Raw genomic sequence first — 20,271 nt, forward strand, 5'->3', positions numbered from 1 at the left:
TGACGAAGCCTCGACGGAGGCGGGCATGGCAAGTTGCGGCGGCTGTTGCGGCAGCAATGTAAAATTTGAGGGCCTTTCCTTAGACTACAAGCGGCGGCTGTGGACGGTCATCGCGCTCAATGCCGGCATGTTCATCGTCGAAACGGCAGGCGGTCATCTGGCGGGATCGAAGGCGCTGCAGGCTGACGCCCTGGATTTCCTGGGCGACGCTTTGACCTATGGGATCACCCTCGCAGCAATCGGGGCGACGGCGGCAATCCGGGCCAAGGCAGCCCTCTTCAAGGGCTTCACGCTGTTCGTAATGGGCCTGTGGGTCTTTGGATCGACGGCATATCACGTCATTGTTCTGGACGTCCCACGGGCCGAGTTGATGAGCGCAATCGGCTTTCTCGCGCTGTGTGCCAACGTATCGAGTGTCTTGCTGTTGATGAAATACAGGGATGGCGACGCCAATGTGCGCTCCGTCTGGCTGTGCTCACGGAACGATGCCATCGGCAACGTTGCCGTAATGGTCGCGGCGGGAGCCGTGTGGCTCACAGTGTCAAAGTGGCCCGACCTCATCGTTGCGGCATTGATGGCCGGACTTTTCCTGTCCTCCGCATTCCAGATTCTTCGCCAATCGCTCGCGGAGTTGCGCGCTCCGGTCGGCGTTGCCGCCGAGTAATTCCAGCTCGTGCATGTCCTATGGCGCACCAGGAGGAGCACACGTAGGATTGGTTGAGCGCTTGCGACACCCATCATGCCTCGTCGTCGACGGACGGATTGATGGGTTTCGCTTTCGCTCTACCCATCCTACGAGCTACGAGCGCTACCCATCCTACGAGCTACCAAACAGGTAGGGCCTGAGAGGATGCCGGTGGCGGCGCTGGCCATCGGCACGCCATCAAGCGACTCTTCCAAGAAAGGCACTCCATTTGAGATAGAATTCGGTAGGCTTTGTGCTTTAAGCGGAGGTGCACCATGGATCACCTTGCTATCAACGTTCTTACATGGGTATGCATTGCAATATTTGTTGCTACGGGGATCGTTACCTTGCTCGCTCTTATTGGCCGCCTTGGCCTTGGCGGCGGAGACGGCAGCAAACACGACTTCTATCTCCGGACACTATTCGCGGCCCTCGTTCTAGAAATAATTGGCGTTTCTGTAACCGCCTATGCTTCGAGCACTAGGAGTGGAGCCCCGCCTTCGATTACGGACGCGAACAAAAGCGAGAAGGGGGTTGGTGCCCCGCCGCCAGCGGTTAACCCAGCGCAGATCAGCTGGGCAGATACACAATCGAACGCGGACTGGGGAGGTTTCGATTACGCGTACACCTTGACTTCGACTCCTAAGTACAAGGTGAAGGACACGATGCTATGCGATGCCACACGGCTTGGCTATGTCGCAACATGTTGGGATTCTCGATCCGAAGGCTACCCGCCCGGCGTCGATCTGACCGACATTCCTAAGGAAACGAAGCCTCCGCAGTGGTGTACATACAAGGACAACCAGATTCGGGTCTCGAGTCCGGCAACCGGGAGAGCCAAGCCCGGCCGTGTGTATATCTGTGCCCAATCTGTGGCACGATAGCCTAATGGAGCCGAGCTTGATGAAGTACATCTAGGCTAATGCGTGGCGTTGGTCTTGCGCGGGCGCAAACCCGGCGGCGGCCTGTGCATGTCGGAGGCCTGCTCAAAGGTGTAGGCGAGACGCAGCAGCTTGTGCTCGCTCCAGGCGCGGCCTGCGAAGGTGACGCCGAGCGGATAATTGGGCGTGTCCTTGCCGTCGCTTGTCCCGGAAACGAACCCGCCGGGCACCATGACGCTGGGATAACCTGCCTTGGCCGCGATCGACGCGCCCATCGCGCCGGGGAACAGCACGGCATCGAGCTTGTGCTGGTTCATGTAGGCATCCATGCCGCGCGTCTTGGCCGAGAGCAGGTCCATGGCGCGCGCGGATTTGTACTCGCGCTCGCTCAAATCGCCCCTGGTCATCTCCGCGGCGAGGAAGTGGTCCTGGCCGAAACGCAGCGCCGTGTCCGCATTCGCCTCGTTGAAGGCCACGATGTCGGCGATGGTCTTGACGTCCGTGTTGGTCGCCCACTCCTTCAGATACAGATTGAGGTCGTGCTTCAGCTCGTACAGGAAAACAACCGGCGGTCGTGCGACCGTGCCTTTGTGGGCGCTCAGCGGATTGCGGTTGAGCACGGCCATGGTCGTGCCCGGCCCGCCGATCCAGCCTGCTGTCGGCATGCTGGCACGCACGATGACGGCGCCGAGGTCTTCCAGCACCTGGATCGCTTCGGCCATCAGCTTGGCCGACGTCGGTGGCAGCTTGCCGTAATAGCAGTCGTTCAGCGGATCTGCGGGGTCGCTTGGGACGCCGATCCGCGCGCCCTTCATCGCGTCGCGCGTCAGGCCGGCGGTGTAGTCGGCCGGCCGCCGCTGCTTTTGCGTCGCTGGATCGAGCGGGTCCTTCGCAGCGAGCACGTTGAGCAGCAGCGCCGCGTCGCGTACCGTTCGCGTCATCGGTCCTGCGGTGTCCTGGCTGTGCGCGATCGGCACGATGCCGGCACGGCTGATCAGCCCGACCGTCGGTTTTACCGTGACGAGACCATTCTGGCTGGCGGGCCACAATAGCGACCCCGAAGTCTCCGTGCCAATCGAGGCCGTACACAGACCGGCCGCCACTGCGACCGCCGAACCCGCGCTCGATCCGCCCGGTTGCACGACCGGGATGCCGTGATCGTCGACCAGCGCCGGCGCATAGGGGTTCTTCACCTGACCGCCCAGCGAAGAGTAGCCGGCGGGCATATCGACCGCGAGCATGTTGGAAAACTCGGTCAGGTTCGCCTTGCCGAGGATCACCGCGCCGGCCTCGCGCAGCAGCTTGACGAGGGTCGCGTCGGACCGCGCATGTGCGCCTTCCAGCGCCAGCGAGCCTGCCGTGGTCGGCTGCTCGCCGCCGGTCGCGACGTTGTCCTTCACCAGGATCGGGATGCCAGCCAGCGGCCGGCTGGCCGACGGCTTGACGCCATCAAACCCGCCCGCGATAGCGAGCGCGTCGGGATTGAGCGCGCGGACCGCGTTGAGCTTGGGCCCATCGCGGTCATACGCTTCGATGCGCGCCAGATAGGCTTTGACCAGCGCTGTGGCAGTGATTTGCCCATCGCCCAAGGCATGAGCGATATCGCTCATCGACGCATGATCGAGCTTCAAGGGGATCGGCGCCTCGGCGCTGACAGAAGCCGCGGCGATGCCGGCATCGCGGCGGGATGGCTTGTTCACGGCTGCCTCGCCTGACGGCGCGTCCCTGACCACGAGACCGCGACGATGCCATCATGCCAGTGTTTTGCCCGACGGGTCAACGTTCCCGCGCATTCCGTCGACCATCAGCCCGCGCACCGCGCAAGCCATTGAAACGACTACGCCCGGTCTACTGTGCATGGGGTTGTTTTTCGTTTTTGTCCAGAGCTGCCCTCTCCGCGAGCGGAGAGGGCGCAGCGGCGGACGCCGCCTACTCCCAATACCAGGTCGAGAAATCGTTCTCGTATTGCGGCACGTCCTTCCAGACGCCCTTCAGCTTCTTGTTGGTGATGGTGATCAGCTGCGGCTGGTAGAGGTAGGCGGAGACGGCGTCGGTCGCGAGCATGCGCTGGGCGTCGCCGAGCAGCTTGGCGCGTGCCGCCTCCTCCGGCGTCGACACGATCTGCTTGTAGAGCGCGTTGAACTTCTCGTTGTTGTAGCCGAGGTAGTAGTCCGGCTCGGTGATCTTGACGAGGTCGAACGGCTCGACATGGCTGACGATGGTGAGATCGAAATTGTGTGGACCGTTGGGCGCGAACACCTGCGACAGCCACTGCGCCCATTCGACGTTCTCGATCTTGGCGACGATACCGACCTTGGCGAGCTGGGCTGCGACGATCTCGCCGCCCTGCCGCGCATAGGACGGCGGCGGCAGCTTGAGCGAGAGCTCGAGCGGGGTGGTGACGCCGGCTTCAGTGAGCAGCTTCCTGGCCTTCTCGGGGTCGTAGGGATTGATGCCGGTGGTGTCGACATAGCCGAGCGCGCCCGGGACGTAGAAGCTGCCGATCGGCGTGCCGAAACCATCGACGGCGCCCTCGATGATCGCCTTGCGGTCGATCGCGGCGAGGATGGCGCGGCGAACGCGGACGTCGTCCAGCGGCTTCTTCCGGTGGTTGATGCCGACGATGGTCTTGGCCCTGGAGCCGCCGACCATGACGTTGAAGCGCGGATCGGCCTTGAACTGCGCGATCGTCCGCTGGGCGGCAACGCGCGGGAACGCATCGACGTCACCCGAGAGCAGCGCGGCGGTCTGCGCCGCCGGTTCGGAGATGAAGCGGATCGTCACCTTGGACAGCTTGACCGCAGCGGCATTGCGGTAGTCGGCCCATTTGGTCAGCGTGATCGAGGAGCCCTTGGCCCAGGCGCCGAGCTGGTAGGGCCCGGTGCCGACCGGCTGCGTGACATTGGTGGCCGCGCTCTTCGGCTCCACGATCGAGCCGCTCGCCTGCCCGAGCAGGAACGGCAGGTTCGGCTCGCCATATTTCATGGTAATCACGACAGTGTCGGCGTCGGGCGCATCGACTTTCTCGAAGGCCTGGAACAGACTCTTGTCCTTGTTGGTGCTGGTCGGCGCGGCGTTGCGCTCGAACGAGAACTTCACCGCGGCGGAATTGAACGGCTCGCCATTTTGGAATTTGACGCTCTTGCGCAGCTTGAATGTATAGGTCTTCAGATCGGGCGAAGCGGTCCAGCTCTCGGCCAGCAGCGGCGCGACCGAGCCGTCCTCGTTGATCTTGGTCAGCGTCTCATAGATGTTGTAGAGCGTGACCTCGGCGATCGCAGCGGCAGCGGCATTGGTGGGATCGAGCCCCGGCGGCTCCAGCGCCATCGCCATGACGACGCCATCCTTCTTGCCCTGCGCCAGCACCGGCAAAGGCGCTGCGGCAAGTGTGAGGGCGAATGCGACGATCGACAGTTTCCTGAACATGCGTGACTCCCCGGCCTGTGCTTAAGCCTATGCCAATCCTGTTGCGAACACTAACCTTCCATGGCCGCCGGCGGCAACGCCATCACGGCCTCGGCCTTGTGGCAGGCGGCAAGGTGCCCCTCGCCGACCTTGCGTAGCTCAGGCAGAACCTCGCGGCAATGCTGGTCGGCGAGCGGACAGCGCGCGACATAGGGGCAGCCGGTCGCCGCCGCCGATTGCGAGGCGATCGCCTGCGCTCCGCGCCGCCGCCGGCCCCCGACGGGGCGCGCCCGCGGCACGGCATCCAGGAGTGCTCGCGTATAGGGATGGGCGCAGCGCTCGAACAGATCCTCCGGCCGCCCCTGCTCGACGATCCGGCCGAGATACATCACCGCGACCTCGTCGCAGAGATAGTCGACGACGGCGAGGTCGTGGCTGATCAGGATGTAGCTGAGGCCGAACTGCTCCTGGAGGTCCTGCATCAGGTTCAGCACCTGCGCCTGCACGGAGACGTCGAGCGCGGAGACCGGCTCGTCGGCGACGATCAGCTTCGGCTGGGTGATCAGCGCACGCGCGATCGCAATGCGCTGGCGCTGGCCACCGGAGAATTCGTGCGGATACTTGTCCATGTCCGCATCGCGCAGGCCGACCTGCCGCAGCACCACGGCGACGCGTTCGCGGAACGTGGTGCGGTCCGCACCTTCGAGCACGGTCAGCGGCTCGGCGACAATGCGAGCGATGGTCTGGCGCGGATCGAGCGAGCCATAGGGGTCCTGGAACACCATCTGGAAATCGCGCCTTGCGCGGCGGAGCTCGTCGGCCGGGATGCGGTTGAGATCGCGGCCGAGCAGCGCGACCTCCCCTGACGTCGGCCGCTCCAGCGCCATCACCAGCCGCGCGAAAGTCGACTTGCCCGATCCGGACTCGCCGACGACGCCGAGGCTCGTGCCGGCGGCGACCTGCACGCTCACGCCGTTGAGCGCACGCACCTGTCCCGGCGGCCGGAACAGGCTTTCGCGCGGCAGCGCGTAACGCTGCACCAGATCCTTCACGTGGAGAAGCGGCTCCGCTGCGGCGGTCATGCGGTCAGCGCTCCGACGCGCTCCGCCATCGACATATCCGTCCTGATGCAGCGCACGAGGTGGCCGGGGCCGACGTCCACCATCGGCGGCAGCGCAGCGAGGCACCGATCGATCACGAGCGGACACCGATCGGAGAAGGTGCAGCCGGACGGCAAATCGGCGAGTTCCGGCACCGTGCCCGAGATCGTCTTCAACCGCGTCCCCTTGCGCGCGCCGAGCTTCGGCCGGGCGCGGAACAGACCTTGCGTGTAGGGATGGCCCATGCGACGGAATACCTCGTCGGTCGGCCCGCTCTCGACGACGGTGCCGCCGTACATCACCATCATGCGCTGCACGTTCTCGGCGATGACGCCGAGATCATGCGAGATCAGGATCATCGACATGCCGCGCTCCTCGACGAGATCGGCAATGAGGTCGAGGATCTGGCCCTGAATGGTGACGTCGAGCGCGGTGGTCGGCTCGTCCGCGATCAACAGGTCGGGCTCGCAGGCGAGCGCCATCGCGATGGTGATGCGCTGGCGCTGCCCGCCGGAGAACTGGTGGGGATAGGCGTCGACACGCCGTGCGGGATCGGGCAGCCCGACGCGGTCGAGCAAGGCGATCGCCTCTTTCCGTGCCTGCGCCGCCGAATACTTCTTGTGACGGCGCAGCGGCTCGGCGACCTGATGGCCGATCGTGTGCATCGGGTTGAGCGCGGTCATGGGCTCCTGGAAGATCATGCTGATGCGGTTGCCGCGCAGGCGGCAATAATCGGCATCCGAAAGCCCGACGAGCTCCTCGCCATCCAGCTTGATGCTGCCGGTGACGGCCGCACTGTCCGGCAGCAGGCCCATCAACGACAGCGCGGTGACCGACTTGCCGCAGCCGGACTCGCCGACGAGCCCGAGCGTCTCGCCGCGCTCGAGGGAGAAGCTGACACCGCGCACCGCCAGCGCCGGCCCGCGGCCGGTGTTGAGGCGGACGCCGAGATCGCCGACTTCGATCAGCGGAATGTTGGAGCGCGCGCCCATCATTATCGCTCCCGCGCCAGTCTGGGATCGAGCAGGTCGCGCAGCCCATCCCCGAGCAGATTGAGGCCGAGCACCGCGATCGCGATCGCCGCACCCGGATAGACCGCGAGCATCGGCGACTGGAACAGCAGCGTCTGCGCATCGTTCAGCATCCGCCCCCAGGACGGCTGTGGCGGCTGCGTGCCAAGGCCGAGATAGGACAGCGCGGCTTCGGCGAGGATGGCGAGCGCGAACTGGATGGTGACCTGCACGATCAGGACCGACAGGATGTTGGGCAGCACGTGCTCGATGGTGATGCGAAAGCGTCCCTTCCCCGCCGCGCGCGCGGCCAGCACGAATTCGCGCGCCCAGATCGCATTGGCCGAGCCGCGCGTCAGCCGCGTCAGGGTCGGGATCTGGAAAATGCCGATCGCGATGATCGAGGTCACCATGCCTGGCCCCACCACCGCGGCGAGCATGATCGCGGAGAGCACGGCCGGAAAGGCGAAGGTAAAGTCGGAAAATCGCATGATGATCTCTTCCGTCCAGCCGCGTCGGGCCGAGGCGATCAGGCCGAGCGTGACGCCGAAGGTGAGACCGATACTGACGGCGATGACGCCGACCATGATGGTGGATCGGGCACCGGCCAGCAGCAGCGAGACGATGTCGCGGCCGAAGGAATCGGTGCCGAGCCAATGCGCCGCCGAGGGCGGCCGGAGCTTCGATGCGATATCGATCTCGTAAGGAGACCAGGGCGTCCACACCAGCGACAGCAGCGCGGAGGCGAGCACCAGCATGCTCAGCGCAGCGCCGAGCACGAAGCTGCGATGGCGCAGTGCTCGACGGAAGAACGTGCGGGCCGACAGAGGCCGCGCTGCGATCGGCGCATCGATGGTCAGGGGCGCGCTCACAGGTCGTGGACCTTGATGCGGGGATCGATGAAGGCGTAGAGCACGTCGACCACGAAATTGACGATGACGACCATGGCGGCGAGCAGCATCACGCAGTTGCGCACCACGATCAGGTCGCGGTTGGCGATCGACTGGAAGATCAGGCGGCCGAGGCCCGGGAGGTAGAACACGTTCTCGATCACGATGGTGCCGGCGAGCAGATTGGCGAATTGCAGGCCCATCACGGTCATCACGGGAATCATGGCATTGCGCAGCACGTGGCTCCACAGCACCTCGCGCTTGCCGAGGCCCTTTGCGCGTGCGGTGCGGACGAAATCCTCGCGCAGCACTTCGAGCACGGCCGAACGCGTGACGCGCGCGAGGATGGCGGCCTGCACCACCGCGAGCGAGATTGCCGGCAGCAGCAGCGACTTCACGCCGAGCCAGATGCCGTCGTCCCAGCCGGCAAAGCCGCCCGCCGAGAGCCATTGCAGGCGCACCGAGAACAACAGCACCAGCAGGATGGCGAACCAGAAGTTCGGCAGCGCGATGCCGACCTGGGTCAGCGACATCACGCCGACGTCGCCGAGCTTGTTGTGATTGGCGGCGGTGTAGATGCCGGCGGAGAGCGCCAGCGTCACGGTGATGGTCATGGCCATGATCGCGAGCGGAATGGTCAGCATCAGCCGCTCCGCGATCAGGCTGGCGACCGGCGTCCCGTAGGCATAGGAGTTGCCGAGATCGCCGACGAGCAGCCCCTTGATCCAGTGCAGATAGCGGACCGCGAGCGGCTGGTCGAGCCCGAGCTTGACGGTGAGCGCGCGAACCGCATCCGCCGAGGCATCGGCGCCCATCAGCATCTGCGCGGCATTGCCGGGAAGCGCGTCGAGCACCAGGAAGATGATCAGCGATGCGCCGACCAGCGTCGCGAGCAAGGTCAACAGACGTCGGAGGACAAAGACGCTCATGCGCGCTCGGCTTCAGGGCTCACCTGCGGCACGATCAACATGTCTTGACCCCGGAGGCAAGTCCCTTGCACACACGCCTCCTGCTGCATGCCCATGTCCTCAAGCCGGCCAGCGGGACAGAAGATCGCTCGAAGCCTCGAACATTGCGCTCACGCGCAGCAATTCCGCATCGGCGCGAAAGCGGCCGACGAGCTGGATCCCGGTCGGCAGGCCGTCGCGGGCAAAGCCCGAGGGCAGGCTGATCGCGGGATGGCCGGTCATGTTGAAGGGCATGGTCCAGGGGAACCAGTGCGGCCGGACGCTGTCGAAATGCCGGCCATCGATCTCGATGCTGCCGAACAGATCCTGCTCGATCGGCAGCGCGGTGCGCGTGAGGGTCGGCATCGCCAGGAAGTGCCCGCGCGCAAGCAGCGATTGTACGCGGCGGAACAGCGCGGTGCGCGCGAACATCGCCTCCTGGTAGTCGACGCCGCTGACTTCGGTGGCGAGCGCGAGCTGCTTGAGAAAGGCCTCGCTCAGCTGGTCCCTGTGCTCGGCCGCCAGTCTCGCGAAGCGCGTGCGCCAGACGGTGTGGTTGATGGCGCGCCAGATCGGCTCGATGTCGAAACCATCGCCGGAGAACTCCTCGAGCTCGGCACCGAGCCCTGCCAGCCGGTCGAGGCTCGCCTTGAAATTGGCGGTGACCTCAGTGGACACCGGCCGGCCCGGCGGCGTCAGGCAATACAGGATCCTCTGCCCGCGCAGATCGCCGCGTGGGGCGGCCGTGCCGACGAAATCAGGCACGGGCACGCCAATCGACCAGGGATCGCAGGCATCCTCGCCGGCCATCGCCTGCATCATCAGTGCGGTGTCGGCGACGGTGCGGGTGGTCGGCGTGACATAGGTCTGGTTGCCGAACGCATCCAGCGCCTGGCTGTGCGGGATGATGCCGTTGCTCTGCTTCAGCCCGACCACGCCGTTGCAGGCTGCCGGAATTCGCGTCGAGCCGCCACCGTCGGTCGCGATCGCGAGCGGTGCGATGCCGCTGGCAACGGCGACCGCCGCGCCGCCGCTGGAGCCGCCGGAGGAGCGGCCCGCATCCCACGCGTTGTGGGTGCGACCGAACAAGGGCGAGTCGGTCAGGCACTTGCTGCCGAACTCCGGCGTCGTGGTTTTGCCGATCAGGATCGCGCCCTCGCTGCGCAGCCGCGCCACCGCCACGGCGTCCTCGTTCGGCACATTGTCCTTGTAGGGAACGGCGCCGAAGGTGGTCCTGAGGCCCTTGGTGTTGACGATGTCCTTGACGGTGACGGGGATGCCGTGGAGCAGGCCGAGCGGCTCGCCGGCCATCACCTTGCGCTCGGCTTCGCGCGCCGCTGCAATCGCCTGATCACCGCAGAGGGTGATGAAACAGTTGAGCGCGGGCTGGAGCGCCTCGGCGCGCGCGAGAACGGCGCGGACGATCTCGACTGGCGAAATCCGCTTTCCGGCGATGAGGCCGCGCAGCTCGGTTGCGGACAAGCGACAGGGATCGCCGTTCATGGTCACATCGCGCTCCGTAGCGGGCCGCCATTGGCCCGAAGACATTGACAGCAAGAATGACAGCCTTGTTAACTCGCCGTCCAATACGATTTTTGCCGTCAGCCCATATACTTTCGGTATGCCAATGGATCTTCGCCGGCTCCGCTATTTCGTCGCCGTCGCCGAGGCGCGCAGCGTCGGCAAGGCCGCCGAGCGGCTGCGGATGGCGCAGCCACCGCTCTCGGTGCAGATCCGCAAGCTCGAGGCCGAAGTCGGCGCGCCCCTGTTCCGCCGCGGCACGCGCGGCATGGACCTGACGGAGCCCGGCCAGGCCCTGCTGGCGCGCGCCGGCGAGGCGCTGGCCCTGGCGGCCGACGGCGTCGAAGCCGCGCGCGCGGTCGCGGCCGGACGGCGCGGGCGGATATCGATCGGCTACATGTTCGCGCTGGCAAACGCGGTACTGCCGCGCCTGATTCCCGAGTTGCGACGCTCCATTCCCGGCGTCGAGCTTCATTTTGCCGAGCTCAGCGCCTCGACGCGCGAGGCGCGGCTGCTCGACCGCAGCGTCACGGTCGCGCTGTGCATGCCGGCGATCAACCATCCCGAAATCCAGGTGGCGCGGGTCGGCGCGCAACCTCTCATGCTGGCGATGCCGATCCGATCTCCGCTCTCCCGCCTAGGCTCGGTGCCGATGGCGAAATTGCACGGCCGGCCGCTGATCGCACTGCCGCGGCCGGAGCAGGACCCCGCCTCCTCTGCGGTGACGGCGTTGCTGCGGCGACATCAGGTGGTGATGCCGATCGCGAGCCGGGTGGAGACCGTGCACTCGGCGATGAGCCTCGTGCTGGCTGGCGAGGGGTTCGCGATCCTGCCCGCCTGCGCCAAGCTCGGCGCGCCGCAGGGCATCGTGTTCCGGCCGTTGCGGGACGCAACCGACTCCATCGACGTCGCGGTATGCTGGCGGCGCGACTCGCACAGCCCGCTGATCCGTACCTTCCTCAAGTGCGCCGAGAAGGTGGTCGCACCAATGTGACGCGGACTACCAACTCCAATTGATCTCATGGCTCCAGGGTGGATCGGCGCCCGGGCGGGTGCAGGTCAGGCCCGCGCAATTGGCGGCAAAGGACAGTGCGCGGCGGAGTTCGTCCACTCCGATCTTGCTCAGTTTCTCGCGCACCAGCCAGCCCTGCTTGTGCAGGGCGAAGAGCAGCGCCGCCTGAAAACTGTCGCCGGCACCAATGGTGTCGGCAACCTCGACCTTCGGCGCGGGGACTTCGATCTGCCCTGCCCCCGCGTGCCACGCAATCGCGCTGTCGTTGCCGCGGGTGATGACGATCAGGCTTGTGCCCTGCGCGAGCAGCGTGCTGGCGCGCTGTTGATACGGCTCGTCGCCGAAGAGATAGGAGAAATCGACGTCCGACATCTTGATGAGATCGGCGCTTCCCGCGAACTCGGCCATGCGCGCGAGATAGGCCGGCTTGTCGCTGACGAGGTTCGGGCGGCAGTTCGGATCGAAGCAGATCGTGGACGACGCGCGCGCGTCCGCGATCAGCGCCTTGGTCTCGGCCGCGCCGTGGTCGTTGACGAGCGTGGTCGAGCCGACATGAAGAGCTTCGACGCTTGCGAATGGAATGGATCCGCGCCGGTAGGTCCAGTTCCGCGTCGCGGTCTCGGCATCGTAGAACGCGTAGTGCGATTCGCCCGCGACGATGCGGACGAAGGCGAGCGTGGTCTGGTGATCGCTGCGGGTGGCGAGACTGATATCGACATTGGAGGCCGCGGCGTGATCGGCGATCATTCGCCCGAACAGGTCGGTCGAGACGCCGCCGACGAAACCGGTCGGCGCGCCCAGCCGCGCCATGCCGATCGCGACGTTGAGGCAGGAACCGCCGGCCGCCGGCATCACGGCCTCGCGCCCGTCGATGTTTCGCGTCGGTACGAAATCGATCAGCGCATCGCCGCAGGCAATCAGCATGTCCTTCAACCTCGTTCGACGCTGCGCATCGCCGCGCGGCTGCCGCGATCGACCTCGCGCAGCAGCTTGTAGACCTCGCGCTTGCGGGCGTGAAACGCGGTCATATCAGGCGCAGTCGGCTCGCTCTTCCGCCCCAGCGCCGACATTTTGGCCATGGTCTCGGCGATGGTGGCATAGGCGCCGCCGGCCACCGCCCCCAGCATCGCGGCGCCCAGCAGCACCGGCTCCTTCGTCTGCGGCAGCGCGACGCTGAGACCGGTCGTATCCGCCATGATCTGCCGCACCAGAGGACTGCGGCTGGCGCCGCCGCCCATGATCATGATGTTCGAGCGTACGCCATGCGCGGCAAAGGCCTCGATCACCTCGGCAAGACCATAAGCGAGCCCGCAGAGGCCGGCGACGAACAGCCGTTCCATCGAGGCGATGTCGGTGTCGAGATCGAGACCGGCGATCACCGCGCGCGTGTCAGGGTCGGCATAAGGAGAGCGGTTGCCGATGAACTCAGGCAGCACATGAACGTCACGCGCGAGCAGCGCCGCGCGGCTGGCATCGCCGGCGCGCGCCATGATGCGGCGCTCCAGGAAGTCGATGAGGTCGAGGCCTTCGCGGCGTGCCGCCGCGCTCGCCTCGCCGAACCCGGGATGCGACTTGAGGAGATGGTCGATCGCCGCGCCCGCGGCCGACTGGCCGCCCTCGTTGAGCCAGAACTCCGGGACCATGCCGGAATAATAAGGCCCCCACACGCCGGGGACGAAGCACGGCTCTTTCGTCGTCGCCATGATGCAGGCCGACGTTCCCATGATGTAGGCAAGACGGTCGCTGACATCGCTCGCCCCGCCCGCCCCATCGCGGCCGCCGATCGCGCCGACACCGCCGGCATGCGCATCAATCAGCGACGCGCCGACCGGCGTGCCCGGGGTCAGGCCGAGTTCGGCTGCGGCTGCCGGCGTGAGACCTGCGCCGAGCCGCGTGCCGGGTGCGACGATCTCGGTGCCGATGCGCGCGTAGTTCTCGGCGACGAAGTCGGATAGGCCGATGCGCCTGAAAAACGGCGCACTCCAGCCGCCATCATGGGCAAGGTAGTTCCACTTGCAGGTGACGGTGCAGGTCGAACGCTGCAGTGCGCCGGTCGCACGCCAGGTCAGATAGTCGGCCAGATCGAAGAAGTGACCGGCGCCGTCAAAACTCGCGCGCAGATGCCGCTTCAGCCATAGCAGCTTCGGCATCTCCATCTCCGGCGAGATCGAGCCACCCACATAGCGCAACACGGCATCCTCGGTCTCGTTGATCAGCCGCGCCTCTGCTGTGGCGCGATGGTCCATCCAGACGATGACGTTGCGCTGCGCCTCGCCGGACGCGCTGACGGTGAGCGGCTCGCCTTGCGGATCAAGCACCACAAGGGAACAGGTGGCGTCAAAACCGATGCCGCCGATGCTGCCGGGTGCGATCGCGGCCTCCGCCATCGCCGCCCGCACCGACTTGCAGCACGCCTCCCAGATGTCCTGCGAGGACTGCTCGACGATGTCGCCGGGCTCCTGCCAGATCCGGATCGGATGCCTGGCGGTGGCGAGCAGGATACCGGCCTCGTCAAACACCCCTGCCCGCGTGCTCGTGGTCCCCACGTCGACGCCGATATACGCTCGCGGCATTGTCGCTCCCGGTCGCTTCTCGCCAGTTTTGACGGTGAGCCTACCAGCAAGTGTAGCCGCCATCCACCAGCACGATGCTGCCGGTCATCAGGCTCGCGGCTTCCGAGGAGAGGAACAGCACGACGGAGGCGATCTCCTCGACCTGCCCCATCCGCGCCATCGGAGTTCCGCCGATCCAGGCGTCGTACATCTTCGGATTGCTCTTCACGAAGGCATTCAGCGGCGTCTCGATATAGGTGGGCGCCACCGCGTTGACGCGGATGCCGCGCGCGCCCCATTCGGCGGCGAGCGACTTGGTCAGATGGTGCACGCCGGCCTTGGAGGCGTTGTAGAAGCACTGTTCCTGCGGCTTGTTGACGATGAAGCCGGACATCGAGCCGACGTTGACGATGGCGCCGCTCCCGGCCTTGAGCATGTGCTTGCCGAATTCGCGGCAACACCAGAACGTGCCATTGAGGTTGACGTCGATGACGTTGAGCCAGTGCTCGTCGGTCACGGTCTCGGCCGGGGTCTCGCTCCGCGCGATGCCGGCATTGTTGACGAGGATATCGACCTTGCCATGGCGGGCGACGAAGTCGTTCGCGACCTCCGCCACCCGCCTGGTGTCGGTGACGTCCATGATCGCGGTCTCGATGTCGAAGCCCTTCGCCTTCAGGCCGGCTTTGGCGCTGTCGGCGACCTTGCCGTCGCGGTCTCCGATCACGACCCTGGCGCCGGCCTCGGCCAGCGCTTCGGCGCAGGCGAGGCCAATGCCCTGGCCGCCGCCGGTGATGAACGCGGTCCTGCCGTTCAGCTTGAATTTTTCGAGGTACATGATCGTCTTTCCGTTGTCTCGTCGTTTCTTGTCAGCCCCGAAGAGCGTTGCCGCTCGCGTCGAAGCGGTGGATGCGCGCGGGATCCGGCAACAGCGACACGCGGTCGCCGGCATGCAGGCTCAATTCGCCGATGTAGCGCGCGGTCAGCATGCCGAGCGGACCGGCATCGACGTAGAGAAACGTGTCGCTGCCGAGATGCTCGGCGACCGCGATCGTCCCCTGCCAGCCGCCACCGCCGTCACGCTCGATCCTGAGGTGCTCAGGCCGCACGCCGATGGTGGCGGCGCCACGCTGCAAGGCGAGCTCGCCGGTGACGAAGTTCATCTTGGGCGAGCCGATGAAGCCGGCGACGAAGAGGTTGGCGGGCTTCTCGTAAAGCTCCAGCGGCGAGCCATACTGCTCGATCTTGCCGCTGTTGAGCACGACGATCTTGTCGGCCATGGTCATGGCCTCGACCTGATCGTGGGTGACATAGATCGCGGTGGTGCCGAGCTGCTTCTGCAGCCGCGTCACCTCGATCCGCATCTGCACGCGCAACGCGGCGTCGAGATTTGAGAGCGGTTCGTCGAACAGAAAGGCCTTGGGCTCGCGCACGATGGCGCGGCCGATGGCGACACGCTGGCGCTGGCCGCCGGAGAGCTCGCGCGGCTTGCGGTCGAGATAGGGCGTGAGGTTCAGCGTCGCGGCGGCCGCCTCGACCTTGCGATTGATCTCGTCCTTCGGCAGCCCTGCCATCTTCAGGCCGAAACCGATATTGCCGCGCACGCTCATATGCGGATAGAGCGCGTAGGACTGGAACACCATCGACAGTCCGCGCTTGGCCGGGGGCGTATCGACCACATTCTTGCCGTCGATCAGGATCTTGCCGCCGGAGACGTCCTCGAGGCCCGCGATCAGGCGCAGCAGCGTGGTCTTGCCGCAACCGGAGGGACCGACGAACACCACGAAGGAGCCGTCGGAGATGTCCAGGTCGGCGCCCTTGATGATGTGCACGGGGCCGAAGGATTTTTGCACGCCCTGGAGTGTGATCTGACCCATGATCCGCCAGCCCCTCTACTTCACCGCGCCAAAGGTGAGCCCGCGCACGAGCTGCTTCTGGCTGAACCAACCGAGGACGAGAATCGGCGCGATCGCCAGCGTGGACGCCGCCGACAGCTTCGCCCAGAACAGTCCTTCCGGGCTCGAATAGGACGCGATGAACGTGGTCAGCGGCGCCGCGTTCGAGGTCGACAAATTGAGCGTCCAGAACGCCTCGTTCCAGGCCAGGATCAGGTTGAGCAACAGGGTCGATGCGAGCCCCGGGATCGCCATCGGCGTCAGGACATAGACCAGTTCGCGGCCGATGGTGGCGCCGTCCATGCGCGCGGCCTCCAGGATGTCGCGCGGGATCTCCTTGAAATAGGTGAACAGCATCCAGATCACGATCGGCAAATTGCCGAGGCAGAGGATGAAGACGAGGCCGATGCGGGAATCGAGCAGGCCGAAGGACTTGTAGATCAGATAGATCGGCACCAGCACGCCGACCGGCGGCATCATCTTGGTCGAGAGCATCCAGAGCAGGATGTCCTTGGTGCGCCTGGTCGGCGAGAACGCCATCGACCAAGCCGCGGGAATGGCGATCAAGAGCGCTATCAGCGTCGAGCCGCCGGCAATGATGATCGAGTTCATCGCGTGGTGGAAATAGTCGCTGCGCTCCTGCACGGTCGCGTAGTTCTCCGTGGTCCAGTGGAAGAACAGGAAGGACGGCGGTATCGCAAACGCCTCGAGCTCGGTCTTGAAGCTCGCCAGCACCATCCAGAGGATCGGGAAGAAAATCAGGAAGCCGAACAACCAGGCTGCCGCCGTCGAGATCACCACCCGCCGCGTCGTCGCCATCCGCGCCATGCTTCAGGCCTCCAGATTGCGGCCGACGATGCGGACCAGGAAGAAGGCGACGATGTTGGCAATCACAACGGCGACGAGGCCGCCCGCGGAGGCTGTGCCGACGTCGAACTGGATCAACGCCTGCGAATAGATCAGGAAGGCGATGTTGGTGGTCTGCAGGCCAGGCCCGCCGCCGGTCGTGACGAAGATCTCGGCGAACACCGTCAGCAGGAAGATGGTCTCGATCAGGATCACCACGGTAATGGGCCGCGCCAGATGCGGCAGCGTGATGTAGATGAAGGTCGAGACAGCGCTGGCACCGTCCATCTCTGCGGCCTCCTTCTGCTCCTCGTCGAGCGATTGCAGCGCGGTGAGCAGGATCAGCGTCGCGAAGGGCAGCCATTGCCAGGCAACGATCAAGATCACCGCGAGCAGTGGCGCGTCGGTGAACCAGTCGATCGGCGTCAGGTGAAACAACTGGGCGAGCCAGGCGAACAGGCCGGACACCGGATGCATCAACAGGTTCTTCCAGACCAGCGCGCTCACCGTCGGCATCACGAAGAACGGCGCGATCACCATCAGCCGGACGAAATTGCGTCCGATCACGGGCTGGTCCATCAGCAACGCCAAGGGTATGCCGAGCAGGATGGTCAACGCCAGGACCGAGCCGACCAGCACCAGCGTGTTCCGGAGCGAGGCAAGGAATGCGGGATCGGTGAGGAAGTAGCGGAAATTCTCCAGCCCGACGAAGGATTCCGAGCCGGGATCGAGCAGGCTGTAATGCAGAGTCGAGAAGTAGAGCGTCAGCGCGAGCGGGACGATCATCCAGATGAACAGCAGCCCGACCGCCGGCGTCAGGAGCGAGCGCGCAAGAAGCTGCGTCTGCCGGGTCGCCATCCCTGGCTTCTCCTCTTCGGGGGAAGAAGGCGGCCATCCATCCGGGGATGGGTGGATGGCCGCCAGTCTGAGCTCAGGAGGAAGAGCCCGGGTTCACTTGATGTAGCCGGCGCGCTTCATCCCGCGCTCGGTTGCGGATTGCGCGGCGGTCAGGGCCGCATCGACCGTCATCGATCCTGCAAGCGCGGCTGAGAACTGCTGGCCCACCTGCGTGCCGATACCCTGGAATTCAGGGATCGCGGCGTATTGCACGCCGACGTAAGGAACAGGCTTCACCGTCGGCTTGTTGGGATCGGCGGCGTCGATCGAGGCCAGCGTCAGTTTCGCGAACGGCGCAACCTTCAGGTACTCATCGTTCTGGTAGAGCGAGGTGCGCGTGCCCGGCGGCACGTTGGCCCAGCCCTCTTTCGCGGCCACCAGCTTGGTGTAGTCCTTGCTCGTTGCCCAAGCGATGAATTTCTCGGCTGCTTCCGTCTTCTTGGAGCCGGCGGGGATTGCGAGATTCCAGGCCCACAGCCAGTTGGCGTTCTTGCCAAGTCCGGTGTTCGGCGCAAGCGCGAAGCCGACCTTGTCAGCGACCTTGGAGTCCTTGGGATTGGTGACGAAGGACGCCGCGACCGTGGCATCGATCCACATCGCGCATTTGCCCGCGTTGAACAGCGCCAGATTCTCGTTGAAGCCGTTGGAGCTTGCGCCCGGAGGGCCGGCCTCCTTCATCAGATTGACGTAGGTCGTCAGCGTCGCCTTCCATTCCGGCGTGTTGAACTGCGGCTCCCACTTCTCGTCGAACCAGCGCGCGCCGAAGGAATTGGCCATCGCCGAAAGGAACGCCATGTTCTCGCCCCAACCGGCCTTGCCGCGCAGGCAGATGCCATAGGTGCCGGCGCTCTTGTCGGTGAGCTTCTTGGCGGCATCGACGACGAAATCCCAAGTCGGCTTCTCCGGCATCTTCAGGCCGGCCTTCTCGAACAGATCGGTGCGATACATCACCATGGAGCTCTCGCCGTAGAACGGAGCGGCATAGAGCTTGCCGTCGGCGGACACCGCGTCCTTGATCTTGGGCAGGAGGTCTGCGACGTCGTAATCGGCGCCGAGATTGGCGAGCGGCACCAGCCAGCCCTTCTTGGCCCAGATCGGCACTTCATAGGTGCCGATGGTGAGGACGTCGAACTGGCCGCCCTTGGTGGCGATGTCGGTGGTGACGCGCTGGCGCAGCACGTTCTCCTCCAGCGTCACCCACTTCACGGTGATGTCGGGGTTCTTCTTGGTGAACTCGCCCGTCAGCCCCTGCATACGGATCATGTCGCCATTGTTGACCGTCGCGATCGTGAGGATGGTTTCGGCCATCGCAGGGACGGCCAGCAGGACAGACGCGCCGCAGACGGCGCCGAGGACATGTTTCACGGTGACCTCCCTTGGACTCGCGCTTTTGAGCATATGCCCACGCGTTGGGCGTATGTTCAATGGCGGCGTGGCGCTTGTCAAGCAGCCGCGCGGGTGTTTCAGCAACTTATGAGTGCTGCGGTGCGGGAGTGGTGACAGGTGTTGCCCACCAGACTGTCATGCTCCGCGGAAGCGGGGCATCCAGTATTCCGTGTCGTCTAATTGGTTTGCCTCAAGCAGGGCCGCGGCGTACTGGATCGTCCGCCTTCGCGGACGATGACAATGGGTGCGGATGGAAAGGACCGCCCGCCTCGCTGACGCTGGAAGCGTAAGCGCCCTACCGCTCCAGAATCGCTCTCGCGGTCGTCTCGTCGGTGATCAGCCCGTTGATCAGGCCCCCGTTCAACGCCGCGGCGATCGCCGTAACCTTGGCCGCGCCCACTGCCGCGCCGATCGTCGTGGTCTTCGCCGGCACTTCCGGCGGGATGCTGGTGAGGCGCTTGTTGGTGCCGGCCTTGAGCAGACGGCCCCTCGAATCATAGGCCCAGCCGGTGATCTCGCCGATGGCGCCCAGCCGCATCATCTCGAACAATTCGTCGCGGGTAACGAAGCCGTCGATGTGGACCTGCGCCTTCTGGTCCATCTGGCCGATGCCGACGAGGCGCAAATCGGCCTTGGCCGCGACCGCCTTCACCTTCGCGATCGGCTCGATGCGCACCATCCTGTTGCGCTCGTCTTCCGACGACATCAGGAACGGCAGCGGCATCGGATAGTGCCGCGCGCCGGTGCGGTCGGCGAGCCGGCCGACGGTGTCGTAGAAGCTCGCCGAACCGTCGGCGGAGATGTTGCCGACCAGCGAGACGATCTGGTGATTGGGCCGGTCGATCGGCGTGACGCGCTCGACCGCGGCGCGCACCGCGCGGCCGGTGCCGAGCGCGACGATGACGGGCGTCTCCGATCGCAGCGTCGCATCCAGCAGGTTGGCGCAGCGTTCGGCGATGCCTGCGGTTGCCTGCGGCGCGGCGGCATCGGCCGGCACCACCTCGCAATGGATGAGGTCGAACCGCTCCTTCAGGCGCGCCGCCAGTTCCATGCAGGCGGCGATGGGATGCTCGAGCCGAAAGGTGATGAGCCGCTCGGCCAGGCACAGCGACACCAGCCGCTGCGCCGAGGCGCGCGAGACCTGGAGCATCCTTGCGATCTCGTCCTGGGTATGGCCGGCAATGAAATAGAGCCAGCCGGCGCGGGCGGCATCGTCGAGCCTCGACTTGTCGTTCTCGGCGGCCATG

General features: G+C 65.5%; 17 protein-coding genes. 2 read left to right on the plus strand and 15 right to left on the minus strand.

What is annotated here, in order from left to right; all coding sequences use genetic code 11:
* Nucleotides 1-25 precede the first annotated feature (25 nt).
* The gene (locus IVB23_RS07110) at nt 26-664 is read left to right on the plus strand and encodes a cation transporter (RefSeq protein WP_247803067.1); all 639 of its coding nucleotides are present in this window, start codon (nt 26-28) and stop codon (nt 662-664) included.
* A 940-nt stretch (nt 665-1,604) separates the two neighbouring features.
* Here IVB23_RS07110 and IVB23_RS07115 read toward each other — a convergent pair.
* From IVB23_RS07115 to IVB23_RS07145, 7 genes are all read right to left on the minus strand, one after another.
* Complete coding sequence (locus IVB23_RS07115; protein ID WP_247803068.1) at nt 1,605-3,266, minus strand: amidase family protein; 1,662 nt, start codon at nt 3,264-3,266, stop codon at nt 1,605-1,607.
* A gap of 229 nt (nt 3,267-3,495) precedes the next feature.
* Nucleotides 3,496-4,992, minus strand: a complete 1,497-nt coding sequence (locus tag IVB23_RS07120; protein WP_247803069.1) for an ABC transporter substrate-binding protein — start codon at nt 4,990-4,992, stop codon at nt 3,496-3,498.
* 50 nt (nt 4,993-5,042) lie between these two features.
* Nucleotides 5,043-6,053, minus strand: a complete 1,011-nt coding sequence (locus tag IVB23_RS07125; RefSeq protein ID WP_247803070.1) for an oligopeptide/dipeptide ABC transporter ATP-binding protein — start codon at nt 6,051-6,053, stop codon at nt 5,043-5,045.
* Nucleotides 6,050-7,063: an ABC transporter ATP-binding protein gene (locus IVB23_RS07130; RefSeq protein WP_247804783.1), complete on the minus strand. Its 1,014-nt coding sequence runs from the start codon at nt 7,061-7,063 to the stop codon at nt 6,050-6,052. Before IVB23_RS07130 ends, IVB23_RS07125 begins: the two co-directional genes overlap by 4 nt.
* 2 nt (nt 7,064-7,065) lie before the next feature.
* Nucleotides 7,066-7,953: an ABC transporter permease gene (locus IVB23_RS07135; RefSeq protein ID WP_247803071.1), complete on the minus strand. Its 888-nt coding sequence runs from the start codon at nt 7,951-7,953 to the stop codon at nt 7,066-7,068.
* Nucleotides 7,950-8,900, minus strand: coding sequence for an ABC transporter permease (locus IVB23_RS07140; RefSeq protein ID WP_035669781.1), 951 nt, complete (start codon nt 8,898-8,900; stop codon nt 7,950-7,952). The genes IVB23_RS07135 and IVB23_RS07140 overlap by 4 nt, the downstream gene beginning before the upstream one ends.
* A 99-nt stretch (nt 8,901-8,999) precedes the next feature.
* Nucleotides 9,000-10,421, minus strand: a complete 1,422-nt coding sequence (locus IVB23_RS07145; protein WP_247804784.1) for an amidase — start codon at nt 10,419-10,421, stop codon at nt 9,000-9,002.
* Nucleotides 10,422-10,545: 124 nt separating this feature from the next.
* Between IVB23_RS07145 and IVB23_RS07150 the strand changes: the two genes are divergently transcribed.
* Nucleotides 10,546-11,433, plus strand: a complete 888-nt coding sequence (locus IVB23_RS07150) for a LysR substrate-binding domain-containing protein (RefSeq protein ID WP_247803072.1) — start codon at nt 10,546-10,548, stop codon at nt 11,431-11,433.
* A 6-nt stretch (nt 11,434-11,439) separates the two neighbouring features.
* Here the strand turns inward: IVB23_RS07150 and IVB23_RS07155 are convergent, their stop codons facing one another.
* From IVB23_RS07155 to IVB23_RS07190, 8 genes are all read right to left on the minus strand, one after another.
* Nucleotides 11,440-12,375, minus strand: coding sequence for a carbohydrate kinase (locus IVB23_RS07155; RefSeq protein WP_247803073.1), 936 nt, complete (start codon nt 12,373-12,375; stop codon nt 11,440-11,442).
* A 5-nt stretch (nt 12,376-12,380) separates the two neighbouring features.
* The gene (locus IVB23_RS07160; protein WP_247803074.1) at nt 12,381-14,024 is read right to left on the minus strand and encodes an FGGY-family carbohydrate kinase; all 1,644 of its coding nucleotides are present in this window, start codon (nt 14,022-14,024) and stop codon (nt 12,381-12,383) included.
* A gap of 40 nt (nt 14,025-14,064) precedes the next feature.
* Nucleotides 14,065-14,838, minus strand: a complete 774-nt coding sequence (locus IVB23_RS07165; protein WP_247803075.1) for an SDR family oxidoreductase — start codon at nt 14,836-14,838, stop codon at nt 14,065-14,067.
* Between the two features lie 31 nt (nt 14,839-14,869).
* Nucleotides 14,870-15,877, minus strand: a complete 1,008-nt coding sequence (locus tag IVB23_RS07170) for an ABC transporter ATP-binding protein (protein WP_035669757.1) — start codon at nt 15,875-15,877, stop codon at nt 14,870-14,872.
* Between the two features lie 15 nt (nt 15,878-15,892).
* Complete coding sequence (locus tag IVB23_RS07175) at nt 15,893-16,723, minus strand: carbohydrate ABC transporter permease (RefSeq protein WP_035669755.1); 831 nt, start codon at nt 16,721-16,723, stop codon at nt 15,893-15,895.
* Between the two features lie 3 nt (nt 16,724-16,726).
* The gene (locus IVB23_RS07180) at nt 16,727-17,599 is read right to left on the minus strand and encodes a sugar ABC transporter permease (protein WP_247803076.1); all 873 of its coding nucleotides are present in this window, start codon (nt 17,597-17,599) and stop codon (nt 16,727-16,729) included.
* Nucleotides 17,600-17,692: 93 nt separating this feature from the next.
* Nucleotides 17,693-19,003: a sugar ABC transporter substrate-binding protein gene (locus IVB23_RS07185; protein WP_247803077.1), complete on the minus strand. Its 1,311-nt coding sequence runs from the start codon at nt 19,001-19,003 to the stop codon at nt 17,693-17,695.
* A gap of 316 nt (nt 19,004-19,319) precedes the next feature.
* Nucleotides 19,320-20,270 carry a sugar-binding domain-containing protein gene (locus tag IVB23_RS07190; protein WP_061883250.1) on the minus strand — a complete coding sequence of 317 codons (951 nt, stop codon included), beginning with the start codon at nt 20,268-20,270 and terminating at the stop codon, nt 19,320-19,322.
* Nucleotide 20,271: the final 1 nt, after the last annotated feature.

Source organism: Bradyrhizobium sp. 191, assembly GCF_023100985.1.
In the GTDB taxonomy this organism is placed as follows: domain Bacteria; phylum Pseudomonadota; class Alphaproteobacteria; order Rhizobiales; family Xanthobacteraceae; genus Bradyrhizobium; species Bradyrhizobium diversitatis.

Excerpts from the sequence above, each read along its gene's own strand:
- IVB23_RS07110 (WP_247803067.1), top strand. The coding sequence starts at position 26 with ATGGCAAGTTGCGGCGGCTGTTGCGGCAGCAATGTAAAATTTGAGGGC.
- IVB23_RS07120 (WP_247803069.1), bottom strand. The coding sequence starts at position 4,992 with ATGTTCAGGAAACTGTCGATCGTCGCATTCGCCCTCACACTTGCCGCA.
- IVB23_RS07125 (WP_247803070.1), bottom strand. The coding sequence starts at position 6,053 with ATGACCGCCGCAGCGGAGCCGCTTCTCCACGTGAAGGATCTGGTGCAG.
- IVB23_RS07130 (WP_247804783.1), bottom strand. The coding sequence starts at position 7,063 with ATGGGCGCGCGCTCCAACATTCCGCTGATCGAAGTCGGCGATCTCGGC.
- IVB23_RS07140 (WP_035669781.1), bottom strand. The coding sequence starts at position 8,900 with ATGAGCGTCTTTGTCCTCCGACGTCTGTTGACCTTGCTCGCGACGCTG.
- IVB23_RS07145 (WP_247804784.1), bottom strand. The coding sequence starts at position 10,421 with ATGAACGGCGATCCCTGTCGCTTGTCCGCAACCGAGCTGCGCGGCCTC.
- IVB23_RS07150 (WP_247803072.1), top strand. The coding sequence starts at position 10,546 with ATGGATCTTCGCCGGCTCCGCTATTTCGTCGCCGTCGCCGAGGCGCGC.
- IVB23_RS07155 (WP_247803073.1), bottom strand. The coding sequence starts at position 12,375 with ATGCTGATTGCCTGCGGCGATGCGCTGATCGATTTCGTACCGACGCGA.
- IVB23_RS07160 (WP_247803074.1), bottom strand. The coding sequence starts at position 14,024 with ATGCCGCGAGCGTATATCGGCGTCGACGTGGGGACCACGAGCACGCGG.
- IVB23_RS07165 (WP_247803075.1), bottom strand. The coding sequence starts at position 14,838 with ATGTACCTCGAAAAATTCAAGCTGAACGGCAGGACCGCGTTCATCACC.
- IVB23_RS07170 (WP_035669757.1), bottom strand. The coding sequence starts at position 15,877 with ATGGGTCAGATCACACTCCAGGGCGTGCAAAAATCCTTCGGCCCCGTG.
- IVB23_RS07175 (WP_035669755.1), bottom strand. The coding sequence starts at position 16,723 with ATGGCGCGGATGGCGACGACGCGGCGGGTGGTGATCTCGACGGCGGCA.
- IVB23_RS07180 (WP_247803076.1), bottom strand. The coding sequence starts at position 17,599 with ATGGCGACCCGGCAGACGCAGCTTCTTGCGCGCTCGCTCCTGACGCCG.
- IVB23_RS07190 (WP_061883250.1), bottom strand. The coding sequence starts at position 20,270 with ATGGCCGCCGAGAACGACAAGTCGAGGCTCGACGATGCCGCCCGCGCC.